Source organism: Escherichia albertii NBRC 107761 = DSM 17582, from assembly GCF_000759775.1.
Classification (GTDB): domain Bacteria; phylum Pseudomonadota; class Gammaproteobacteria; order Enterobacterales; family Enterobacteriaceae; genus Escherichia; species Escherichia albertii.
Map to the genome: position 1 here is coordinate 1 of NZ_BBMY01000092.1, position 20,375 is coordinate 20,375.

General features: G+C 51.4%; 20 protein-coding genes, 3 pseudogenes and 1 other annotated feature. Of the genes and pseudogenes, 12 read left to right on the forward strand and 11 right to left on the reverse strand.

Going from position 1 to position 20,375, the window contains the following annotated elements; translation table 11 throughout:
- Positions 1-124 precede the first annotated feature (124 nt).
- The 7 genes from tnaC to EA14781_RS24940 all read right to left on the reverse strand — a co-directional run bounded on the left by tnaC (position 125) and on the right by EA14781_RS24940 (position 4,595).
- Positions 125-199 carry a tryptophanase leader peptide gene (tnaC, locus tag EA14781_RS15470; RefSeq protein ID WP_001364348.1) on the reverse strand — a complete coding sequence of 25 codons (75 nt, stop codon included), beginning with the start codon at positions 197-199 and terminating at the stop codon, positions 125-127.
- A gap of 227 nt (positions 200-426) precedes the next feature.
- Complete coding sequence (gene mnmE / locus EA14781_RS15475) at positions 427-1,791, reverse strand: tRNA uridine-5-carboxymethylaminomethyl(34) synthesis GTPase MnmE (RefSeq protein WP_001282361.1); 1,365 nt, start codon at positions 1,789-1,791, stop codon at positions 427-429.
- 107 nt (positions 1,792-1,898) lie between these two features.
- Positions 1,899-3,545 (reverse strand): membrane protein insertase YidC, encoded by a 1,647-nt coding sequence (yidC, locus tag EA14781_RS15480; RefSeq protein ID WP_000378246.1) that lies wholly within the window; start codon positions 3,543-3,545, stop codon positions 1,899-1,901.
- A gap of 2 nt (positions 3,546-3,547) precedes the next feature.
- Entirely contained in the window at positions 3,548-3,805 is a 258-nt protein-coding gene (gene yidD / locus EA14781_RS15485; RefSeq protein ID WP_001307474.1) for a membrane protein insertion efficiency factor YidD, read from the reverse strand.
- Positions 3,769-4,128 (reverse strand): ribonuclease P protein component, encoded by a 360-nt coding sequence (gene rnpA / locus EA14781_RS15490; protein ID WP_000239730.1) that lies wholly within the window; start codon positions 4,126-4,128, stop codon positions 3,769-3,771. The genes yidD and rnpA overlap by 37 nt, the downstream gene beginning before the upstream one ends.
- A 16-nt stretch (positions 4,129-4,144) precedes the next feature.
- On the reverse strand, positions 4,145-4,285 hold the full coding sequence (rpmH, locus tag EA14781_RS15495) for a 50S ribosomal protein L34 (RefSeq protein WP_000831330.1): 141 nt from the start codon (positions 4,283-4,285) through the stop codon (positions 4,145-4,147).
- Between the two features lie 229 nt (positions 4,286-4,514).
- Positions 4,515-4,595, reverse strand: coding sequence for a hypothetical protein (locus EA14781_RS24940; RefSeq protein WP_123057881.1), 81 nt, complete (start codon positions 4,593-4,595; stop codon positions 4,515-4,517).
- Between the two features lie 296 nt (positions 4,596-4,891).
- Between EA14781_RS24940 and dnaA the strand changes: the two genes are divergently transcribed.
- The 6 genes from dnaA (at position 4,892) to yidA (ending at position 12,481) form a co-directional block, all read left to right on the forward strand.
- Positions 4,892-6,295: a chromosomal replication initiator protein DnaA gene (gene dnaA / locus EA14781_RS15500; protein ID WP_000059118.1), complete on the forward strand. Its 1,404-nt coding sequence runs from the start codon at positions 4,892-4,894 to the stop codon at positions 6,293-6,295.
- 4 nt (positions 6,296-6,299) lie between these two features.
- Positions 6,300-7,400 carry a DNA polymerase III subunit beta gene (dnaN, locus tag EA14781_RS15505; protein WP_000673456.1) on the forward strand — a complete coding sequence of 367 codons (1,101 nt, stop codon included), beginning with the start codon at positions 6,300-6,302 and terminating at the stop codon, positions 7,398-7,400.
- Positions 7,400-8,473 (forward strand): DNA replication/repair protein RecF, encoded by a 1,074-nt coding sequence (gene recF / locus EA14781_RS15510; RefSeq protein ID WP_000060124.1) that lies wholly within the window; start codon positions 7,400-7,402, stop codon positions 8,471-8,473. Before dnaN ends, recF begins: the two co-directional genes overlap by 1 nt.
- A gap of 28 nt (positions 8,474-8,501) precedes the next feature.
- On the forward strand, positions 8,502-10,916 hold the full coding sequence (gyrB, locus tag EA14781_RS15515) for a DNA topoisomerase (ATP-hydrolyzing) subunit B (RefSeq protein ID WP_002460419.1): 2,415 nt from the start codon (positions 8,502-8,504) through the stop codon (positions 10,914-10,916).
- A 239-nt stretch (positions 10,917-11,155) separates the two neighbouring features.
- Positions 11,156-11,554, forward strand: a complete 399-nt coding sequence (locus EA14781_RS15525; RefSeq protein WP_000522194.1) for a YidB family protein — start codon at positions 11,156-11,158, stop codon at positions 11,552-11,554.
- Positions 11,555-11,668: 114 nt separating this feature from the next.
- The gene (gene yidA / locus EA14781_RS15530; RefSeq protein ID WP_000985585.1) at positions 11,669-12,481 is read left to right on the forward strand and encodes a sugar-phosphatase; all 813 of its coding nucleotides are present in this window, start codon (positions 11,669-11,671) and stop codon (positions 12,479-12,481) included.
- 43 nt (positions 12,482-12,524) lie between these two features.
- On the opposite strand, the gene EA14781_RS15535 is transcribed toward yidA, so the two are convergent.
- Entirely contained in the window at positions 12,525-13,181 is a 657-nt protein-coding gene (locus tag EA14781_RS15535; protein WP_001052329.1) for a YidX family protein, read from the reverse strand.
- 134 nt (positions 13,182-13,315) lie between these two features.
- On the opposite strand from EA14781_RS15535, the pseudogene EA14781_RS25775 reads away from it, so the two are divergent.
- Positions 13,316-13,429, forward strand: a pseudogene (locus tag EA14781_RS25775) (hypothetical protein); the annotation flags it as partial.
- Here EA14781_RS25775 and cbrA read toward each other — a convergent pair.
- Positions 13,390-14,490 carry a colicin M resistance lipid reductase CbrA gene (cbrA, locus tag EA14781_RS15540; RefSeq protein ID WP_024164675.1) on the reverse strand — a complete coding sequence of 367 codons (1,101 nt, stop codon included), beginning with the start codon at positions 14,488-14,490 and terminating at the stop codon, positions 13,390-13,392. The pseudogene EA14781_RS25775 and the gene cbrA sit on opposite strands and share 40 nt — an antisense overlap.
- Before the next feature lie 100 nt (positions 14,491-14,590).
- Between cbrA and EA14781_RS15545 the strand changes: the two genes are divergently transcribed.
- Complete coding sequence (locus EA14781_RS15545) at positions 14,591-15,805, forward strand: YidR family protein (protein ID WP_002460410.1); 1,215 nt, start codon at positions 14,591-14,593, stop codon at positions 15,803-15,805.
- A 1-nt stretch (position 15,806) separates the two neighbouring features.
- Here EA14781_RS15545 and EA14781_RS15550 read toward each other — a convergent pair whose 3' ends face one another.
- Positions 15,807-16,139 carry a YceK/YidQ family lipoprotein gene (locus EA14781_RS15550; RefSeq protein WP_000594823.1) on the reverse strand — a complete coding sequence of 111 codons (333 nt, stop codon included), beginning with the start codon at positions 16,137-16,139 and terminating at the stop codon, positions 15,807-15,809.
- Positions 16,140-16,378: 239 nt separating this feature from the next.
- Positions 16,379-16,451 (forward strand) — a sequence feature (ROSE (Repression Of Heat Shock gene Expression) occurs in the 5'-region of heat shock genes and acts as an RNA thermometer to modulate expression.).
- On the opposite strand from EA14781_RS15550, the gene ibpA reads away from it, so the two are divergent.
- The 3 genes and pseudogenes from ibpA to EA14781_RS15570 all read left to right on the forward strand — a co-directional run bounded on the left by ibpA (position 16,445) and on the right by EA14781_RS15570 (position 19,252).
- Entirely contained in the window at positions 16,445-16,858 is a 414-nt protein-coding gene (gene ibpA / locus EA14781_RS15555) for a small heat shock chaperone IbpA (RefSeq protein ID WP_001243437.1), read from the forward strand. Its footprint overlaps the feature before it by 7 nt.
- Positions 16,859-16,968: 110 nt before the next feature.
- Positions 16,969-17,397, forward strand: coding sequence for a small heat shock chaperone IbpB (gene ibpB, locus EA14781_RS15560; protein ID WP_001132434.1), 429 nt, complete (start codon positions 16,969-16,971; stop codon positions 17,395-17,397).
- 193 nt (positions 17,398-17,590) lie between these two features.
- Positions 17,591-19,252: pseudogene (locus EA14781_RS15570) on the forward strand (putative transporter).
- On the opposite strand, the gene EA14781_RS15575 reads toward EA14781_RS15570, so the two are convergent.
- Positions 19,249-19,965, reverse strand: a complete 717-nt coding sequence (locus tag EA14781_RS15575) for a GntR family transcriptional regulator (RefSeq protein ID WP_002460403.1) — start codon at positions 19,963-19,965, stop codon at positions 19,249-19,251. The pseudogene EA14781_RS15570 and the gene EA14781_RS15575 overlap by 4 nt on opposite strands.
- Before the next feature lie 294 nt (positions 19,966-20,259).
- Between EA14781_RS15575 and EA14781_RS25270 the strand changes: the two are divergent.
- Positions 20,260-20,375: pseudogene (locus EA14781_RS25270) on the forward strand (permease IIC component glvC domain protein); the annotation flags it as partial.

Here is a 20,375-nt window from a genome sequence, read left to right on the forward strand (position 1 = left end):
CCCACGTGAAATAGTAATTAAACCAGTAACAACCTGTATAAACGACAAAATAAAGACATAGCAAACTAATAGATCACATTAAATCTAATCGGTTTGGCGCTGGTGATGGTTATAGAAGGGCAAATCAAGGGCGGTGATCAACAATCTTGTTGTCGATATTGAACCATTTTGAGGTCACACATATATGTAAGATATTCATAATGCACTTATCCTCGAAAGACACGACGCTACAGTATAATACTCAAGGTTTTTGTCTATTCTGAAATTGTTTAAATGTGAATCGAATCACAAACGATCGCGATACAATATTAAACACCAGTTTAAGGATAATAAATTGCGGGAGATTTTTAATTTTTATCAAAATAATAGTACATACAAAAAACGAAGCCGCATCAGGTAATCAGGATGCGGCTTCGTATGTGGGGGTTACTTACCGATACAGAAGCTGGAGAAAATCCGCCCCAGCAGGTCGTCAGAAGTAAATTCCCCGGTGATTTCGCTTAAGTTCTGCTGCGCCAGGCGCAACTCTTCCGCCAGCAGCTCGCCAGCCCAGGCACCTAACAGTTGCGCTTTACCCTGTTGCAGATGCTCTGCCGCCTGTTCCAGCGCCTGTAAGTGACGACGACGCGCCAGGAAGCCGCCTTCCATATTGGTGTCAAAGCCCATGCTCTGTTTGAGATGGTTACGCAACACGTCCACACCTTCGCCAGTCCGTGCCGAAAGGCGAATTAACGCGTGACCGTTCACTTCACTCATCCCCAGCGTTTCGCCGGTGATATCGGCTTTATTGCGCACGACGGTAATCGGCAGTTTTGCAGGCAGGCGGGCGATAAATTCCGGCCAGATCTCTGCTGGATCAACGGCGTCCGTGGTGGTGCCATCAACCATAAACAGAACGCGGTCGGCTTGTTCAATTTCCTGCCACGCCCGCTCGATACCAATGCGTTCTACTTCATCGCTGGCTTCACGTAGCCCGGCGGTATCGATGATATGCAGCGGCATCCCGTCAATGTGGATATGCTCACGCAGCACGTCACGCGTGGTTCCGGCGATATCGGTTACGATTGCCGCTTCACGGCCTGCCAGCGCGTTTAACAGGCTCGATTTACCCGCGTTTGGACGCCCGGCAATCACGACTTTCATCCCTTCGCGCAACAGGCTGCCCTGACGCGCTTCTGCGCGTACCGCGTCGAGATCGGCAATCACATCATTGAGTTGGGCTTCAATTTTGCCGTCGGAGAGGAAATCGATCTCTTCATCAGGGAAATCAATTGCCGCTTCGACGTAAATGCGCAAGTGGGTGAGGGCTTCCACCAGATGGTTAACTCGCGCGGAGAACGCGCCTTGCAGCGAGTTTAGCGCCGAGCGGGCCGCCTGTTCCGAGCTGGCGTCGATAAGATCGGCGATTGCTTCGGCCTGGGCCAAATCGAGTTTATCGTTAAGAAACGCGCGTTCGGAAAACTCACCGGGGCGGGCAATTCGCAGGCCAGGAATGGTCAAAATGCGTTTTAACAGCAGGTCGAGGATCACCGGACCGCCATGACCTTGCAGTTCCAGTACATCTTCACCGGTAAATGAATTTGGGCCAGGGAACCATAGCGCAATCCCCTGATCGAGCACGCTGCCGTCGGCGTCTTTAAACGGAAGATAATCGGCGTAGCGCGGCTTAGGCAGTTTACCCAGCACGGTTTCGGCAACTTCACGGGCTTTGAGGCCGGAAATGCGCAGGATGCCAACGCCGCCACGTCCCGGAGGCGTGGCCTGGGCTACGATAGTGTCATTATCGCTCATGATGTTCCTGTTGCTTTGTGTGGCGGATGCGCGGTGCGCTTATCCGCCCTACGAAAAGAAAAAAGGCGGTCAACTGACCGCCCTTATTTTAGCGAAAACTTACCGAATCAGGATTTTTTCTTCTCGCGGCTATGCAGACCACGTTTTTCCAGACCACGGTAAATCAGCTGTTGCTGAATAATGGTAACCAAGTTGCTGACGATATAGTACAGCACCAGGCCTGACGGGAACCACAGGAAGAACACGGTGAAGATGACCGGCATAAAGGTCATGATCTTCTGCTGCATCGGGTCGGTTACGGTGGTCGGCGACATCTTCTGAATGAAGAACATCGTTACGCCCATCAGGATCGGCAGGATGTAGTACGGGTCCTGTGCTGACAGGTCGTGGATCCACAGTGCAAACGGCGCCTGGCGCAGTTCAACGGAACCCATCAGCATGTAGTACAACGCCAGGAAGATGGGCATCTGGATCAGCAGCGGGAAGCAGCCGCCCAGCGGGTTAACCTTCTCAGCTTTGTACAGCGCCATCATTTCCTGGCTGATACGCTGTTTGTCATCGCCCAGACGCTCGCGCATCGCCTGAATCTTCGGCTGCAGCATACGCATCTTCGCCATGGAGGTGTACTGCGCTTTGGTCAGCGGGTACATGATGCCACGAACGATAAAGGTGATGATGATAATGGAGAAGCCCCAGTTACCCACAAAGCTATGGATCCATTTCAGTAATTTGAACAGCGGCTGAGAGATGAACCACAACCAACCGTAATCCACGGTCAGATCCAGGTGCGGAGCAACGGCTGCCATTTTATCCTGAATTTCCGGGCCAACCCACAGGGTGCTGTTCATCGCGCCAGTCTGACCCGGCTGAACCAGTACCGGCTGAGATTTATAGCCGATAGCAGCGATGCCGTTGCCCAGATTAGCGGTGTAGAAGTTGTTAGTACCGTCGTTATGCGGGATCCACGCAGTCGCGAAATACTGTTGCAGCATCGCTACCCAACCCCCTTTCGAAGAGATGTTCAGGTTTTCGTTATCAGCAATAGTATCGAACTTGTATTTCTCGTACTTCTCGTCAGGCGTGGAGTATGCTGCGCCACGGAAGGTGTGCAGTGCAAAGTTGCTGCTTCCAGTGTCGAGATGCGGCGGTAGATTGATGGATTGCTTCAACTGACCAAAGGTGGAGATCTCCAGCGGTTTTTCGCCAGCGTTCTGCACGTTGTAGTTGACGTTGACAGCGTAATCACCACGTTTCAGGACAAACGTTTTGGTAAACGTGTTGCCTGCTGCGTCGGTATACGTCATCGGCACCTGCAATTCATTTTGGCCATCAGCCAGTACATAAGCATCTTTTTCGACGTTATACAGCGGACGCGGGCCGTTAGCCGGGTTATCCGGGCCATCACGACCGGTCAGACCGCTCTGAGCCTGATAAATAAACTGCGGTGAGGTTTCCAGCAGCTGGAATGGCTGGGTAGAGTTCAGCTCTTTCGGGTAAGCCGGCAGCAGGGCCTGCTCAACATCACCACCACGGGTGTTGATGGTCAGATCAAGCACATCGGTTTTAACCGAGATCAGTTTCCCCTGGCCACTGGCCGGTACGCCCTGGTCGGCGGCGCTACCCGCTGCGGTGGTCGTTGTCTGCGTGGTCTGTTGGGCCTGAGGTTGCGGGTTTTTATCCTGCTCCCAGGCTTGCCAGATCATGAAAGACACGAACAGCAAAGCGATGACTAAAAGATTGCGTTGCGAATCCATCGTTAGTGTTCTCTGGTATCAAATGGTCCGGGCGGGACGGGATCGTCACCACCAGGGTGTAAAGGGTGGCATTTTAATACGCGTTTCACAGTCAACCAACTGCCTTTTATCACTCCAAACCTGCGCAATGCCTCAATTCCGTAGCTTGAACAGGTTGGAGTGAAACGACAATGCGGCCCGAGTAGCGGACTAATCAGGCGTTGATAGACCCGAATGAGGGCTATCAGGACCCGCGAGCCAGGCGACAGTGGCGGCGCCATAATTTTTCCAACGCTTCCGAGAGAGCACGGTTATCGAGGTCGGCAACCCCTTTTTTCGCCACCACCACGAAATCCATAGCCGGAAGTTCATGTTGGCGCAGACGGAAGCTTTCACGCGTCAGACGTTTAATCCGATTGCGTTCATGCGCACGTCGAACGTTTTTCTTGGCGACTGTAAGACCGATACGGGGATGCCCCAGCGAATTCAGGCGGCCGAGAATAGTAATTTGCGGCGTGCCAGCCCGTTGTGGCTGCTGGAAGACGAATGTGAATTGACTGGGAGTTAACAAGCGTAACTCCCTGGGAAATGCGAGCTTAACCACTCAGGGGTTAGCTTTATTACTTAGAAACGGTCAGACGAGCACGGCCTTTAGCACGACGACGTGCCAGTACCTGACGACCATTTTTAGTAGCCATACGAGCACGGAAGCCGTGAGAACGGTTGCGCTTCAGTACAGACGGTTGAAAAGTGCGTTTCATGGCGATTTCTACCTAAACTTGAATAAATTCAATGGCTTTATTGGATATCCGAACGAAAATGAAACGCTGGACACCGAAGCCATGGGTGATTAAAGAGGCCGGATTGTAATAATTGTACACTCCGGAGTCAATTCTCTTTCCTTATTTACCGCGCTTTTCCGCACCTTTTCACGGGGAAAAAGTACGGGCTCATACCAGTTAAAACCAGCATTGTGCGCCGGGTGGAGGATTATACGGGCTGGAGGGTAAAGCGCAAGGATCGTCCAGGATCTTTATTAGATCGATTAAGCCAATTTTTGTCTGTGGTCATTAAATTTTCCAATATGCGGCGTAAATCGCGCCCGTCTGGCGTCAGGATCGTTTACACTTAGCGGGTTCTGGAAAGCCCTGTGGATAAATTGGGAAAATCTGTGAGAAACAGAAGATCTCTTGCGCAGTTTAGGCTATGATCCGCGGTCCCGATCGTTTTGCAGGATCTTGATCGGGCATATAACCGCAGACAGCGGTTCGTGCGTCACCCTTATGTAGGGTCTTTTCGACGTACGTCAACAATCATGAATGTTTCAGCCTTAGTCATTATCGACTTTTGTTCGAGTGGAGTCCGCCGTGTCACTTTCGCTTTGGCAGCAGTGTCTTGCCCGATTGCAGGATGAGTTACCAGCCACAGAATTCAGTATGTGGATACGCCCGTTGCAGGCGGAACTGAGCGATAACACGCTGGCCTTGTACGCGCCAAATCGTTTTGTCCTCGATTGGGTACGGGACAAGTACCTCAATAATATCAATGGACTGCTAACCAGCTTCTGTGGCGCGGATGCCCCACAGTTGCGCTTTGAAGTTGGCACCAGGCCGGTGACGAAAACCTCTCAGGCCGCAGTGGCGAGCAACGTTACAGCGCCAGCTCAGGTGGCGCAAATGCAACCGCAGCGCGCTGCGCCTGCAGCGCGTTCGGGTTGGGATAATGTTCCTGCTCCGGCGGAACCGACCTATCGTTCCAACGTTAACGTCAAACATACGTTTGATAACTTCGTCGAAGGTAAATCTAACCAACTGGCGCGCGCGGCGGCTCGCCAGGTGGCGGATAACCCCGGTGGCGCTTATAACCCGCTGTTCCTTTATGGCGGCACGGGTCTGGGTAAAACTCACCTGTTGCATGCGGTGGGCAACGGCATTATGGCGCGCAAGCCCAATGCCAAAGTGGTCTATATGCACTCCGAGCGCTTTGTTCAGGACATGGTAAAAGCCCTGCAAAACAACGCGATCGAAGAGTTTAAACGCTACTACCGTTCCGTAGATGCGCTGCTGATCGACGATATTCAATTCTTTGCTAATAAAGAACGATCCCAGGAAGAATTTTTCCACACTTTCAACGCCCTGCTGGAAGGTAACCAGCAGATCATTCTCACGTCGGATCGCTATCCGAAAGAGATCAACGGCGTTGAGGATCGTTTGAAATCCCGCTTCGGCTGGGGACTGACTGTGGCGATCGAACCGCCAGAGTTAGAAACCCGCGTGGCGATCCTGATGAAAAAGGCCGACGAAAACGACATTCGTTTACCGGGTGAAGTGGCGTTCTTTATCGCCAAGCGTCTACGCTCTAATGTACGTGAGCTGGAAGGGGCGCTGAATCGCGTCATTGCCAACGCTAATTTTACCGGCAGAGCGATCACCATCGATTTCGTGCGTGAAGCGCTGCGCGATCTGTTAGCGCTGCAGGAAAAGCTGGTCACCATCGACAATATCCAAAAGACGGTGGCGGAGTATTACAAGATTAAAGTCGCGGATCTCCTTTCTAAGCGTCGATCTCGCTCCGTAGCGCGTCCGCGCCAGATGGCGATGGCGTTGGCAAAAGAGCTGACTAACCATAGTCTACCGGAGATTGGCGATGCGTTTGGTGGTCGTGACCATACAACGGTGCTTCATGCCTGTCGTAAAATTGAGCAGTTGCGTGAAGAGAGCCATGATATCAAAGAAGATTTTTCAAATTTAATCAGAACATTGTCATCGTAATCCTATGAAATTTACCGTAGAACGTGAGCATTTATTAAAACCGCTACAACAGGTAAGCGGTCCGTTAGGTGGTCGTCCTACGCTACCGATTCTCGGTAATCTGCTGTTACAGGTTGCTGACGGTACGTTGTCGCTGACCGGTACTGATCTCGAGATGGAAATGGTGGCACGTGTTGCGCTTATTCAGCCGCACGAACCAGGGGCGACGACAGTTCCGGCGCGCAAATTCTTTGATATCTGCCGTGGCCTGCCTGAAGGCGCGGAAATCGCCGTCCAACTGGAAGGTGAACGGATGCTGGTGCGCTCCGGGCGTAGCCGTTTCTCGCTTTCTACCTTACCAGCGGCGGATTTCCCGAACCTCGATGACTGGCAGAGTGAAGTGGAATTCACGCTGCCGCAGGCAACAATGAAGCGCCTGATTGAAGCGACCCAGTTTTCCATGGCGCATCAGGACGTTCGCTATTACTTAAACGGTATGCTGTTCGAAACTGAAGGCGAAGAACTGCGTACCGTGGCGACCGACGGGCACCGTCTGGCGGTCTGTTCAATGCCAATTGGTCAGTCTTTGCCGAGCCATTCGGTGATCGTGCCGCGTAAAGGTGTGATTGAACTGATGCGCATGCTCGACGGCGGTGACAATCCGCTGCGCGTGCAGATTGGCAGCAACAACATTCGCGCCCACGTTGGCGACTTTATCTTCACCTCCAAACTGGTGGATGGTCGTTTCCCGGATTACCGCCGCGTATTGCCGAAGAACCCGGACAAGCATCTGGAAGCCGGTTGCGATCTCCTTAAACAGGCGTTTGCCCGTGCGGCAATTCTCTCTAACGAGAAATTCCGCGGCGTGCGTCTGTATGTCAGCGAAAATCAGCTGAAAATTACCGCCAACAACCCGGAGCAGGAAGAAGCGGAAGAGATCCTTGATGTCACCTACAGTGGCGCGGAGATGGAAATCGGCTTCAACGTCAGCTATGTACTGGATGTTCTGAACGCGCTGAAATGCGAAAACGTCCGCATGATGCTGACCGATTCGGTTTCCAGCGTGCAGATTGAAGATGCGGCCAGCCAGAGCGCGGCTTATGTTGTCATGCCAATGAGACTGTAATGTCCCTCACCCGCTTGTTGATTCGCGATTTCCGCAATATTGAAACCGCGGATCTCGCTTTATCTCCCGGCTTTAACTTTCTGGTGGGCGCCAACGGCAGTGGCAAAACCAGCGTGCTGGAAGCCATCTATACGCTCGGCCACGGTCGGGCGTTTCGCAGTTTGCAGGTGGGTCGAGTGATTCGCCATGAGCAGGAGGCATTTGTTCTCCACGGACGTTTACAGGGCGAAGAGCGCGAGACGGCGATTGGCTTAACCAAAGACAAACAGGGCGACAGCAAAGTCCGCATCGACGGTACTGATGGGCATAAGGTCGCGGAGCTGGCGCACCTGATGCCGATGCAGCTGATAACGCCGGAGGGGTTTACTTTACTCAACGGCGGCCCCAAATACAGAAGAGCATTCCTCGACTGGGGATGCTTTCACAACGAACCTGGATTTTTCACCGCGTGGAGCAATCTCAAACGGTTGCTCAAGCAGCGCAATGCGGCGCTGCGCCAGGTGACACGTTACGAACAGCTACGTCCGTGGGATAAAGAATTAATCCCGCTGGCGGAACAAATCAGCACCTGGCGCGCGGAGTACAGCGCCGGTATCGCGGCTGATATGGCCGATACCTGTAAGCAATTTCTCCCTGAGTTTTCTCTGACTTTCTCCTTCCAGCGCGGCTGGGAGAAAGAGACAGATTACGCTGAGGTGCTGGAACGTAATTTTGAACGCGATCGCCAGCTAACCTACACCGCGCACGGCCCGCACAAAGCGGACTTACGCATTCGCGCCGACGGGGCGCCGGTGGAAGATACCTTATCGCGTGGGCAGCTTAAGCTGTTGATGTGCGCCTTACGTCTGGCGCAAGGAGAGTTCCTCACCCGTGAAAGTGGGCGGCGGTGTCTCTACCTGATAGATGATTTTGCCTCGGAGCTTGATGATGAGCGTCGCGGACTGCTTGCCAGCCGCTTAAAAGCGACGCAATCGCAAGTCTTTGTCAGCGCGATCAGTGCTGAACACGTTATAGACATGTCGGACGAAAATTCGAAGATGTTTACCGTGGAAAAGGGTAAAATAACGGATTAACCCAAGTATAAATGAGCGAGAAACGTTGATGTCGAATTCTTATGACTCCTCCAGTATCAAAGTCCTGAAAGGGCTGGATGCGGTGCGTAAGCGCCCGGGTATGTATATCGGCGACACGGATGACGGCACCGGTCTGCACCACATGGTATTCGAGGTGGTAGATAACGCTATCGACGAAGCGCTCGCGGGTCACTGTAAAGAAATTATCGTCACCATTCACGCCGACAACTCTGTATCCGTACAGGATGACGGGCGCGGCATTCCGACCGGTATTCACCCGGAAGAGGGCGTATCGGCAGCGGAAGTGATCATGACCGTGCTGCACGCAGGCGGTAAATTTGACGATAATTCCTATAAAGTGTCCGGCGGTCTGCACGGCGTTGGTGTTTCGGTAGTAAACGCCCTGTCGCAAAAACTGGAGCTGGTTATTCAGCGCGAGGGTAAAATTCACCGTCAGATCTACGAACACGGTGTTCCGCAGGCACCGCTGGCGGTTACTGGTGACACCGACAAAACCGGCACCATGGTGCGTTTCTGGCCAAGCCTTGAAACTTTCACCAATGTGACCGAGTTCGAATACGATATTCTGGCGAAGCGTCTGCGTGAGCTGTCCTTCCTCAATTCCGGCGTGTCTATTCGTCTGAAAGACAAACGCGACGGCAAAGAAGACCACTTCCACTATGAAGGCGGCATTAAGGCGTTCGTTGAATATCTGAACAAGAACAAAACGCCGATTCACCCGAACATCTTCTACTTCTCCACCGAAAAAGACGGTATCGGCGTTGAAGTTGCGTTGCAGTGGAACGATGGCTTCCAGGAAAACATCTACTGTTTTACCAACAATATTCCGCAGCGTGACGGCGGTACTCACCTGGCGGGCTTCCGTGCGGCGATGACCCGTACCCTGAATGCCTACATGGATAAAGAAGGCTACAGTAAGAAAGCGAAAGTTAGCGCCACTGGTGACGATGCGCGTGAAGGCCTGATTGCTGTTGTTTCCGTGAAAGTGCCGGACCCGAAATTCTCCTCCCAGACCAAAGACAAACTGGTTTCTTCTGAGGTGAAATCGGCGGTAGAACAGCAGATGAACGAACTGCTGGCGGAATACCTGCTGGAAAACCCGACCGACGCGAAAATCGTGGTGGGTAAAATCATTGATGCTGCCCGTGCGCGTGAAGCCGCGCGTAAAGCCCGTGAAATGACCCGCCGTAAGGGCGCACTGGATTTAGCTGGCCTGCCAGGCAAACTGGCGGACTGTCAGGAACGCGACCCAGCGCTCTCCGAACTGTACCTTGTGGAAGGGGACTCGGCGGGCGGTTCTGCAAAGCAGGGCCGTAACCGCAAGAACCAGGCGATTCTGCCGCTGAAGGGTAAAATCCTCAACGTCGAGAAAGCGCGCTTCGATAAGATGCTCTCTTCTCAGGAAGTGGCGACGCTGATCACTGCGCTTGGCTGCGGCATCGGTCGCGACGAGTACAACCCGGACAAACTGCGTTATCACAACATCATCATCATGACCGATGCGGACGTCGACGGCTCGCACATTCGTACGCTGCTGTTGACTTTCTTCTATCGTCAGATGCCGGAAATCGTTGAACGCGGTCACGTTTATATTGCTCAGCCGCCGCTGTACAAAGTGAAGAAAGGCAAGCAAGAACAGTACATTAAAGATGACGAAGCGATGGATCAGTATCAAATTTCCATCGCGCTGGATGGCGCAACGTTGCACACCAATGCCAGTGCACCAGCGCTGGCTGGCGAAGCATTAGAGAAACTGGTGTCTGAGTACAACGCGACCCAGAAGATGATCAACCGCATGGAACGTCGTTATCCGAAAGCGCTGCTGAAAGAGCTTATCTATCAGCCGACGCTGGCGGAAGCCGATCTCTCCAACGAGCAGACCGTTACCCGTTGGGTGAACGCCCTGGTCAGCGAACTGAACGACAAAGAACAGCACGGCAGCCAGTGGAAGTTTGATGTCCATGCCAATGCCGAGAAAAACCTGTTCGAGCCGATTGTTCGCGTGCGTACTCACGGCGTGGATACTGACTATCCGCTGGATCACGAGTTTATCACCGGTGGCGAATATCGTCGTATCTGTACGCTGGGCGAGAAACTGCGTGGCCTTCTGGAAGAAGATGCGTTTATTGAACGTGGCGAGCGTCGTCAGCCGGTAGCCAGCTTTGAGCAGGCTCTGGACTGGCTGGTGAAAGAGTCCCGTCGCGGCCTCTCCATCCAGCGTTATAAAGGTCTGGGCGAGATGAACCCGGAGCAGTTGTGGGAAACCACCATGGACCCGGAAAGCCGTCGTATGCTGCGCGTTACCGTTAAAGATGCGATTGCCGCCGACCAGTTGTTCACCACACTGATGGGTGACGCTGTTGAACCGCGTCGTGCGTTTATCGAAGAGAACGCTCTGAAAGCGGCGAATATCGATATTTAATGGCATTAACAATGTGAGCGTGTCTGATGCGTTACGCTTATCAGGCCTACAAGACTCCTGCAATATATTGAATTTGCAATGTTTTGTAGGCCGGATAAGGCGTTCACGCCGCATTCGGCAAGAAGCTATAAGAAAAGGGCTGAGATCTTCTCCGCCCTTTTTATTTTTGCAATCCGCAATTATCATCTCGCAGAACTATACTTTTTGAGTCAACACGTAACGCTTTACAGGTGATTATCATGGGGCTTTTTGATGAAGTTGTCGGCGCCTTTCTGAAAGGCGATGCGGGGAAATATCAGGCTATTTTAAATTGGGTTGAGGAGCAGGGCGGCATTCAGGTGCTGCTGGAAAAACTACAAAGCGGCGGCTTAGGCGCCATTCTGTCAACCTGGTTGAGTAATCAGCAAACCAATCAGTCGGTGAGCGGCGAGCAACTGGAATCGGCGCTCGGCACCAACGCGATATCCGATCTCGGGCAAAAACTCGGCGTAGATACCAGTGCGGCTTCCAGTTTACTGGCAGAACAATTGCCGAAGATTATTGATGCTCTCTCACCGCAGGGTGAAGTGTCATCACAAACTAATAACGATCTACTTTCCGCTGGTATGGAACTGCTGAAAGGTAAACTTTTCAGCTAAGCAAAAGGGGAGCACGCCATGCGCGTTGCATCCCCCTTTTCCCTCGGGTGTTGTACTGATTTTTGAGCGGAATCGCGTTAGCATGGGTCAGGATCTAATCTACCTGGGGAACTCATGGCTATCAAACTCATTGCTATCGATATGGATGGCACTCTTCTGCTACCCGATCACACCATTTCTCCTGGCGTTAAAAACGCGATTGCCGCGGCTCGTGCCCGCGGTGTGAATGTCGTGCTGACGACGGGCCGCCCTTATGCCGGCGTTCACAGCTACCTGAAAGAGCTACATATGGAACAGCCGGGCGACTACTGCATTACTTACAATGGCGCGTTGGTGCAGAAGGCTGCCGATGGCAGCACCGTGGCGCAAACCGCTCTTAGCTATGACGATTACCGTTTCCTGGAAAAACTCTCTCGCGAAGTGGGTTCTCATTTCCACGCGCTGGACCGCACCACGCTGTACACCGCCAACCGTGATATCAGCTACTACACGGTGCATGAATCTTTCGTTGCCACCATTCCGCTGGTGTTCTGCGAAGCGGAGAAAATGGACCCCAATACTCAGTTCCTGAAAGTGATGATGATTGATGAACCCGCCGTCCTTGACCAGGCCATCGCGCGCATCCCGCAGGAAGTGAAAGAGAAATATACCGTGCTGAAAAGTGCGCCGTACTTCCTCGAAATCCTCGATAAACGCGTCAATAAAGGTACGGGCGTGAAATCACTGGCTGATGTGTTGGGCATTAAGCCGGAAGAAATCATGGCGATTGGCGATCAGGAAAACGACATCGCGATGATTGAATATGCAGGTGTTGGTGTGGCGATGGATAACGCTATTCCTTCGGTGAAAGAAGTGGCGAACTTTGTCACCAAATCCAACCTTGAAGATGGCGTGGCGTTTGCTATTGAAAAGTATGTGCTGAATTAATCAGGGGACGGGCAAACAGCATAAACGCGTTTGCCCGCAGCGATTAACAATTTCTGGTCGTGCATAAAATCAGGAACTGCAGTGGTGACGTTACTATATCCAGCGTAAGAGTGACTGGCAGCAGCGCATTAGCGAGGCCGCGCGGGACGCCACCTGTTGCTTTGTACTTATAAAATCCCACAGTAAAGGGTTGATGGAAAACCATCACGTTTGAGTAATCCGCTTTTTTATTTTTTTGATGAATAGATCCTTTCAAGCCGTCAAGTACCCAGGTACAACGCCGGGTATCACAAATAAAACCATATTGCGTCGCCAGTGCTTTATCCTCCTCATTATCCCAGTCGTAATAGAGCGTTATTGAACCAGAAAAATTAGTATCACTGCTGCTTAAAATAAATTTCGCGTTATCGGAAACGGTGATTCTTTCGCCATGAATTGCCGGATCGTTCAGCATTTTAACTACATCACCACCGCCGGTGGTCAACAGATAGTCCAGCGATTCACCAACAAAAACATAGCCTTTCGTACCGTTACTATCCTCTGCCAGCGATAAACCCTTAATCGTGTCTGACCGCCATTGCTCGGCATGTGGACGGCTTGCAGTATTGGAAACCAATCCCCAGGTGATACATCCGGTCAACGCAAATGCCAAAGAACACAAACCGGCAGCCTTAAAAAATCCTTTAAAATTCAAATTCATGATTAATCCTTTAAACGAGTAGCTAAGCCGTTGAAAGCATACTCTTCTTTCCCTCCTGTTTAGCGCCTGATATCCCTTTTCAGATTTCTGCCCGACGTATGGCATTTTCTTATGAGGTGTTTTGTATGTATGAATTTGTGGCGCAGGGTTACGGTTTCGCATCTGCACTGGTTTATATCTCCGCCGTCGCGTTGATTGGTGCGCTCTCTTACATCCTGCTGGTGGGCGATGTGAAGCGCGTTGGATAATCTTTCAACTGTGGAATATGCGCCACACCACTGCGCATAATCCACTTTCGTAACACCGATGCGGTCAGGCATCGGCTTTTTACTATCTTGCCGAAGAGTTTTAAACGCAGTTTGCGGGTGGCACGCCAGTAGGCTGCGTTGCTCTTCTCCGGCTGCTTCGGTAATACCGAACGAAGAATCTCAGCGCTATCCAGCGCATAGCTAATTCCCTCCAGCGAGCTGGCGCTGATAAACCCCGCCGCTTCGCCAATGAGAAACGCATTGTCTTTACCGCAGACAAAATCCTGCCTGCGTGAGGGGAACAATACGGTGCATTTTTCACTTTTCACCGCTTTGCCAAACTGGAACTGAAAGGCATTCATTTTCTCTTTCAGCGCCGTGAAACGCGCCTGACCGTCTTTCATCGGATAAGCTCCACCAAAGATAAAATAGCCGTCTTTGCTGATGCTCCATGAATAACAATCTGTTATCTCGTTATCAAAAATGCAGGAGTAGAACGGCACCGGATGCTTTTCTGCGAACCACTGCTGGATAGCGACGTATTTACGAATCTGATGATTCGGGTAGAGATGTCGCCGCACCATCGAGTTGGCACCATCGGCACCGACCAGATAGTGGGCGGTAATATGCTGCTCCCAGCCGTCTGCGCGAAAAATGACATGCCATTTATCATCCTCACGCCAGATTTTTCGACACAGGCTGTCGTGGTAAACCTCAACGCTGGCGGGGATCAGTGACTTCATCCACAAGTCGAAAGCGTGGCGATTAATATTGATATAGCTCCGCGGGTAGTTACGCGTGAGCGATGCGGCGACATCAACGGTTTTGACGCTGAAAATCTGCGGACTGGCAATCACATCGACAGGGAGTGTTAGTCCATCGCGAATAAAAGAACGCTGCGCGTCCGGTGCCAGCAGACCGCCACAAGGCTTGTTGAAACCTTCAGTACCGCACTGGTGCTTTTTATCCAGCGCAATCACCTGCATTTTGCCTGCTAACTGCCGCGCCAGCGCTGAACCTGCCGGGCCGAGGCCAATAATCGCCACGTCGAAATGTTCCATCTTTTCACTCACATTCATCACGATGGCAAAAGACTATTGTCTGAAAGTGAAGTCCTTGTGAAGTATGATGGCGGGAACCGTTTTGGATCAGGACCGCGCCATGAAACAGATAACCTTTGCTCCCCGTAATCACCTGCTCACCAATACCAATACCTGGACGCCCGACAGCCAGTGGCTGGTGTTTGACGTTCGTCCCTCTGGCGCGTCGTTTGCCGGAGAGACCATTGAGCGCGTGAATATCCATACCGGCGAGGTCGAGGAGATCTATCGAGCGTCACACGGAGCGCACGTTGGCGTGGTGACCGTTCATCCAAAGAAAGAAAAATATGTCTTTATTCACGGGCCTGAAAACCCAGATGAAACATGGCATTACGATTTCCATCACCGTCGTGGGGTGATTGCCGAACAAGGGGAAATCACTAATCTGGATGCAATGGATATTACCGTTCCGTACACACCAGGAGCGCTACGCGGCGGCAGTCATGTGCATGTTTTTAGTCCGAACGGTGAAATGGTGAGTTTTACCTATAACGACCATGTAATGCATGAACTTGATTCGGCGCTGGATTTGCGAAACGTCGGGGTTGCGGCGCCGTTTGGCCCGGTCAACGTACAAAAGCAGCATCCGCGTGAATACAGCGGTAGCCGCTGGTGCGTGCTGGTGAGTAAAACCACGCCCACGCCGCAGCCAGGCAGTGATGAAATCAATCGCGCTTATGAAGAGGGATGGGTTGGAAATCACGCGCTGGCGTTCATTGGCGATACGCTTTCGCTGAAGGGCGAGAAAGTGCCGGAGCTGTTTATTGTAGAGTTACCGCAAGATGAAAACGGCTGGAAAGTGGCTGGTGATGGGCCGTTAAGCGGGACGGAGTCGGCCTTACCCGCACCGCCGCGCGGCGTTGTGCAACGTCGTTTGACCTTTACGCATTATCGCGCATTTCCTGGTCTGGTAAATATTCCGCGCCACTGGGTGCGCTGTAACCCGCAAGGCACGCAAATTGCGTTTTTAATGCGTGATGACAATGGCGTGGTGCAATTATGGCTTATTTCTCCACAGGGGGGCGAACCACGCCAGTTGACGCATAACAAAACAGATATTCAGTCGGCATTTAACTGGCATCCGTCAGGCGAATGGCTGGGCTTTGTGCTGAATAATCGTATTGCCTGCGCACATGTACAAAGCGGTAAAATTGAGTATTTAACCGAGGGCCACGCCAACCCACCTTCGGCAGATGCCGTAGTTTTCTCGCCCGATGGCAAATGGCTGGCGTGGATGGAAGCTGGTCAGTTGTGGATCACCGAAACTGACCGCTAGCTCAGTTTGCAGGCATTCTGGCCGGGGGAATGACGTCATTGGTTGCTTGCGCGTTGGCTTCGCTTTTTTCAACGCGTGAGCGTACCGAGCTGTCTTTGCGGAACACATCCCACGGCAGCAAGATGGTGTCCATGACTGCGGTAAATGGCATGTCGAGTATCGCCAGCGATTTTGTGCCCCAGTTTGTCTCGTCATCGCCAATCATCGTGGCGCTGGCGCGCGTGCCTGGATAGGTCCCCTCTTTGCCCCCTGTATGAGACATCACGCTGGAACATCCTCCCAGCAACGCCATCCCGCTGCACATCATGAGTGCTAACAACACATTTTTTATCATAATAAATTCATCTGTTGATCGTTGGTGTTGGCATGATGAGTTATAGCGATCCCTTGCTGAAAATAACATCATCATCTCGTCGCACTGTGGCGGCTATCGCACTTTAAACGTTTCGTGCTGTCACCCAGTCTATGCAATAGACCATAAACTGCAAAAAAAAGTCCGCATAAAAGGCTTGAAAAGTTTATATCCAGACCCATTTTTACACCGTAGTCGATGAGAACGCGCCTGATGGGTGTTCTGGCTACCAGATCTGTCCATTGTGGAAGGTCTTATATTCTCGCTGATTTCAGGAGCTATTGATTATGCGTAACTTTGATTTATCTCCGCTTTATCGTTCTGCTATTGGGTTTGACCGTTTGTTTAATCATTTAGAAAACAACCAGAGCCAGAGTAATGGCGGCTATCCTCCGTATAACGTTGAACTGGTAGACGAAAACCATTACCGCATTGCCATCGCTGTGGCTGGCTTTGCCGAAAGTGAACTGGAAATTACCGCCCAGGACAATCTGCTGGTGGTGAAAGGTGCTCACGCCGATGAACAAAAAGAGCGCACCTATCTGTACCAGGGCATCGCTGAACGCAACTTTGAACGTAAATTCCAGTTAGCCGAAAACATTCATGTTCGTGGCGCTAACCTGGTGAACGGTTTGCTGTATATCGATCTTGAACGCGTAATTCCAGAAGCGAAAAAACCGCGTCGTATCGAAATCAACTAATTCCCACAGGTCGCTGGGCGCGGCCTGATATTTGATGCTCGCCGTCAGGGAGCATATGCGAATCCACGGATTTGCAGGTACTTACTCGCTTCTTAGAAGGAGAAATGACTATGCCTAACTTCGATTTATCCCCGCTGATGCGTCAATGGATCGGTTTTGACAAACTGGCCAACGCGCTGCAAAACGTCGGTGAAAGCCAGAGTTTCCCGCCGTACAACATTGAGAAAAGCGACGATAACCACTACCGCATCACCCTTGCGCTGGCGGGTTTCCGTCGGGAAGATTTAGATATTCAACTGGAAGGTACACGCCTGATTGTAAAAGGCACGCCTGAGCAGCCAAAAGAAGAGAAAAAATGGTTGCATCAAGGGCTTATGAATCAACCATTTAGCCTGAGTTTTACGCTGGCTGAAAATATGGAAGTCTCCGGTGCGACCTTCGTGAACGGTTTACTACACATTGACCTGATTCGTAATGAGCCTGAACCCATCGCAGCGCAACGTATCGCCATCAGCGAACGTTCCGCGTTAAATAGCTAATTAGCTATTCTTTTTGCCCCGCCGTCAGGTGGGGCTTTTTTATCTGCAGCCTTCAACAATACGTTAATTTTCGCAAGTTTAAGATATTTCGCTCCCCGCTTTCCCATAATAATGTGCGCTATAAGGCAAATCTGCTTCACCGATTCAGCCATAATCCTTACCAATTAAAATGTTATTTCAAGAGAAATGGATGATGAGTGATATAGCATTAACAGTCAGTATCCTGGCTTTAGTGGCTGTCGTTGGGTTATTTATCGGCAATGTTAAATTCCGTGGCGTTGGGTTGGGTATCGGAGGCGTGCTGTTCGGCGGAATTATTGTCGGTCACTTTGTTTCCCAGGCCGGGATGACGTTAAGTAGCGATATGTTGCATGTCATTCAGGAGTTTGGCCTGATCTTGTTCGTTTATACCATTGGGATTCAGGTGGGACCGGGGTTCTTTGCTTCGCTGCGCGTATCTGGATTACGCCTCAATTTATTTGCCATTCTTATTGTTGTCATCGGTGGCCTGGTCACTGCTCTTTTGCATAAATTGTTTAATATTCCGCTTCCCGTTGTATTGGGGATTTTCTCTGGCGCGGTTACCAACACGCCTGCACTGGGGGCCGGGCAGTAAATCTTGCGTGATCTTGGTACGCCGATGGAGATGGTTGATCAGATGGGGATGAGCTACGCAATGGCGTACCCATTTGGTATTTGCGGCATCTTGTTCACTATGTGGCTATTGCGGGTCGTGTTCCGCGTGAACGTTGAAACGGAAGCGCAGCAGCATGAGTCCACGCGAACCAACGGCGGTGCGCTGATCAAAACCATCAATATTCGCGTAGATAACCCTAATCTGCACGATTTAGCCATTAAAGATGTGCCTATTCTCAATGGCGACAAAATCATTTGCTCGCGACTGAAACGAGAAGAAACTCTGAAAGTGCCTTCGCCGGAAACGCTCATTCAGTTGGGTGATTTACTGCATCTGGTGGGGCAGCCAGCGGATTTGCATAATGCACAACTGGTGATTGGTCAGGAGGTCGACACCTCACTGTCGACGAAAGGTACTGATTTGCGTGTCGAGCGTGTGGTGGTTACCAATGAAAATGTGCTTGGTAAGCGTATTCGTGATCTGCACTTTAAAGAACGCTATGACGTTGTTATCTCGCGCCTGAATCGCGCCGGGGTTGAGTTGGTCGCCAGCAGCGACATCAGTCTGCAATTCGGCGATATTCTCAACCTGGTGGGCCGTCCCTCCGCGATTGATGCCGTCGCCAATGTGCTGGGAAATGCGCAGCAAAAACTGCAACAGGTCCAGATGCTGCCGGTGTTTATTGGAATCGGGCTTGGCGTACTGTTAGGTTCTATCCCGGTATTTGTTCCGGGATTTCCGGCAGCGTTGAAACTGGGACTGGCGGGAGGACCGCTGATTATGGCGTTGATCCTCGGGCGTATCGGCAGTATTGGCAAGCTTTACTGGTTTATGCCGCCAAGTGCTAACCTCGCGCTACGCGAGCTGGGTATCGTGTTGTTCCTCTCGGTAGTTGGTTTGAAATCCGGCGGGGATTTTGTCAACACACTGGTCAATGGCGAGGGGTTAAGCTGGATAGGTTATGGTGCCCTGATCACCGCGGTTCCGCTGATTACTGTTGGCATTCTGGCGCGGATGTTAGCCAAAATGAATTACCTGACCATGTGTGGAATGCTGGCAGGCTCCATGACCGATCCTCCTGCACTGGCGTTTGCTAACAACCTGCATGCAACCAGCGGTGCGGCGGCGCTCTCTTATGCCACCGTCTATCCGCTCGTGATGTTCCTGCGTATTATCACGCCACAATTGCTGGCTGTGCTTTTCTGGAGCATTGGTTAACTCTTTTCCGGGTGGAGTCGCCGTAAATGGTACTCCACCTGGTACTCACTGGCGTTTCTGAACATCACCGAATAATTCAAAAATTCCCCGTTCTCGCTGTATGACAATGATGTGATCCGTAGCAGCGGCGTGTGCTCCGCTACCTTCATTTGTTGCGCCAGCAGTTTATCGGCAAGAACTGGCGTCAGGCTTTCATAATTACCGCCGATGAGAATCCCGCACTCTTTTTCAATATATTCAAACTTCGACCCTTCCAGATGTTGCAACGAAAGATTGCGGAACAGTTTCACTGGCATATAACTGTCTTCCAGCATCAACGGTTTTCCCTCCACAAAGCGAACGCGACGGGAGAAGTAGATCTGTTCGTTGATCTGAATTCGTAACTGGCTGGCAATGGCGGGAGGCGCCGGCATGATTTCAAAAATCAGCACCTGGCTGGTAACCGTTTTTCCCTGACGTTTTAGTACTTCCACCAGCCCCGTCAGGCTGGCGGTCTGATGCAGTACATCTTTGCGCACCAGGTAAGTACCGCTGCCGTGGCGACGGACCACAAGACCCCATGCTACCAGCAGGTCAATGGCTTTCCTGATGGTCATCCGTGATACCGCAAACTCCTCCGCCAGTTTCTTTTCGCCGGGAAGAAGGCTATTAAGATTGAAGTCTGTGGAATTCAGGCGAATTCTCAAACGTTCCGCAATAGATTTGTAGATCATCCGTAGATCTCTTTTTCCAGCAAAAGCCTGTATTTTTTACCGTTGCTCAATATGTAACACATTGAAAATAAGATATTTTTCAATGTTGGTTTTACACATCACTTAATGCAAACCGGAAATGTCCACGATTTCGTCAAAATGTAGATCTCAGTGACCTGATGAAAAGCATGAAAGCGATCACGATTCACGCTGGAGCGTCATGTTCTGCCGATTGCATCTTCCTATCCTCGCTCCAGGCCTGGCGTATAACCAATCAGGCTTCCTACTTACTGATTTGATAAAAGAGGATGTGGAATGCTCAGTCAAATTCAACGCTTTGGCGGCGCGATGTTCACGCCGGTACTGCTGTTTCCCTTTGCCGGGATTGTGGTTGGCCTCGCCATCTTGCTGCAAAACCCGATGTTCGTGGG